This is a genomic window from Pseudophaeobacter leonis, from assembly GCF_002087335.1.
GTDB lineage: Bacteria > Pseudomonadota > Alphaproteobacteria > Rhodobacterales > Rhodobacteraceae > Pseudophaeobacter > Pseudophaeobacter leonis.
Map to the genome: position 1 here is coordinate 1 of NZ_MWVJ01000066.1, position 2,672 is coordinate 2,672.

Annotated in this window: 1 protein-coding gene and 1 pseudogene; one reads left to right on the plus strand and one right to left on the minus strand. The window is 59.0% G+C overall.

The features are described 5' to 3' along the window. Window positions 1-24: 24 nt before the first annotated feature. Window positions 25-708 carry a class I SAM-dependent methyltransferase gene (locus B4968_RS14885; protein WP_083100233.1) on the plus strand — a complete coding sequence of 228 codons (684 nt, stop codon included), beginning with the start codon at window positions 25-27 and terminating at the stop codon, window positions 706-708. Between the two features lie 159 nt (window positions 709-867). Here the strand turns inward: B4968_RS14885 and B4968_RS14890 are convergent. Next, window positions 868-2,672: pseudogene (locus tag B4968_RS14890) on the minus strand (helix-hairpin-helix domain-containing protein); the annotation flags it as partial.

Here is a 2,672-nt window from a genome sequence, read left to right on the forward strand (position 1 = left end):
CCCTGAGAATGCCGTCTTCTGGGATTGCGGCGCGTTCTTAGGCAGTTTTACGCTGGGCGTAGCCCGACACCGGCCGCTGTCATCTGTGCTCGCGGTCGAAGCCTGCGCCCCAAGGCGCAAGACGAGATCGCGCAAAACCACGGCGCTCAGGTTTATGAATTTGATGAGATCGAAGCCTACGGGCCGGGGATGATCCCTTGTCACACTCTCAAGGATTTACGGGCGCAGCACGGCGATTATACCGCGCTGAAGCTTGACCTCGAAGGCATGGAAGGTGATGTAATCAAAGGAGACTATGCCTACATTCGCGACCGCCATCCCATCCTTTGGATCGAGTGCAACGAAGCGCGTGACAGCCTGCACCTCCTGTCAGTCCTGAAGTCGCTAAACTATAATCCAGTCTATATTGCGTTTGCCGCCTTCCGGAGGGACAACTATCTGGGCAACCCGGATCTACGCTATCCCTTTGCACATGAGGCTGCGCTGTTTGCCGCGCCACAGGATGTGTTGGAGGCAATCGACTGGACACATGAGCTGTTCTCGGAAGCGATTGTGCGCCCTGTTGCAACGGCTCTTGATTTGCGTAAGGCCCTGTACGACACCCCGCGGTGGGGGAGACGGGAGTGGGAAGGGTTGTCACAGAGCGAACTTGTCGCGCGCCTAACCCGCGCTCTGGGACATCAGAAGTTTGAGACGTTTTTAGTCTAACACGCACCGTATCGGTCAAGCCCCATTGCGCATTTCCAGACCCACAAGCTGACGCTTTCAGATCGTAAGGTAATGCGGCGCAAATCTGAGGAGTCCCCTTATAGCGGCACGCCCCACGGCTCACCCCGCTAAAATGGGGGGGAATCCAAGGCATGCCCCTTAGTGAAAATCCCGGCTTGGAAACACCCTTTTGGCCTGATCGCGCGGATGCATGGCGCGCGGTTGCGGGCGTGATCTTGGAGCGTCATCGGCCTGCGGCTCTGTGATGCCGATTGCTGCATCCATCGGGTGGCCCAGGGCTGCCAGGCAATCAGACACATCCTCAACCGTTTGCGCAATGAGATGCACAACGATGCCCTCGCGCTGCACCACGCCGGTGACGCGCAGCAAACGCCCGCCCATCACCGCGCGGCGGAACTGTTTGTAGACTGCTTTCCACACCACGACATTGCAAACGCCTGTTTCATCTTCCAGCGTCAGAAACACCACGCCCGACGCGGTGCCGGGGCGCTGACGGGTGATCACCACACCGCAAACTGAGATGCGCTTGCCCGCAACAGGCCCCAGCGGAACATCCGGGAGCGCCGCATGCGGCGTCAACCCCTGCATGTTGGGACGCAACAGCTCCATTGGATGCGCCTTGAGCGACAGCCGCATGGCAACATAATCCTCGACCACCTCCTCGCCCAGATGCATGCTGGGCAGATCTACCGGTGCCTCGTGAATGCCTTCCCCGTCAACCGGGTTGTTGAACAGCGGCAGGGGCGCGGTCCCTTTGATGGCTTTCACAGCCCAAAGCGCATCGCGCCGTCCCAGCCCAAGACCGGCGTAGGCGTCGGCCTCGGCCAGGCGTTCAAGCACCGCAGGCGCGAGGCCCGCGCGCAACCAAAGGGCTTCTGGGTCAGGGTAGCCATTGCCCCGCGCCGCCACGATCCATGCCGCGTCTTCTGCGCGAAAGCCTTTGATCTGACGAAACCCAAGGCGCAGCGCCAGCGAGCCGTCGGCGCGATTTTCCAGCGTGTTGTCCCAGTCACTGGTGTTCACACAGATCGGCCGTACCTCGATGTGATGTTCACGCGCGTCACGCACGATCTGTGCCGGGGCGTAACATCCCATCGGTTGCGCGTTCAGGAGCGCACAGGCAAAAGCCGCCGGATGGTGGCGTTTGAGCCAGGCAGAAACATAGGCGAGCATGGCAAAAGCGGCTGCATGGCTTTCGGGAAAACCATATTCGCCAAAGCCTTCGATTTGTGAAAAACAGCTCTCTGCAAAGTCTTGCGCATAGCCGCGCTCTAACATGCCGCCGATGAATTTATCGCGCAGCTTGCCCAATGGTGCCCATGCGCCGAAACGTTGCCATAGAGCGGCGCAGCCTGTCGGCTTCAGAGGGGCTAAACCCTGCAGCAACCACGGCTATTTGCATCGCCTGCTCCTGAAACAACGGCACGCCAAGGGTCTTGCCCAGCACCTCTTGCAACGCAGCAGAGGGGAAATGCACCGGCTCTTTGCCCTGACGCCGGTTGATGTAGGGATGCACCATGCCGCCCTGGATCGGGCCGGGCCGCACGATGGCGACCTCGATCACCAGATCATAAAATTTACGCGGCTTCATACGTGGCAAAAAGTTCATCTGCGCCCGGCTTTCCACCTGAAAAACCCCAACAGCATCCGCCACGCAGAGCATCTCAAAGGTTGCCGCGTCACCTTGAGGCACGCTTGCTATAGTGTAGTTTTTACTTTCGTGCTGTGCGATCAGATCAAAGCTTTTGCGAATGCAGGTGAGCATCCCCAGCGACAGGATATCGACCTTCAAAATGCCAAGCGCGTCGATATCGTCTTTATCCCATTCGATAATCGTGCGGTCATCCATGGCGGCGTTTTCAATGGGGCAGAGTTCATCCAGGCGCCCTTTGGTGATGACAAAACCGCCCACATGCTGGCTGAGATGGCGGGGAAAGCCGATG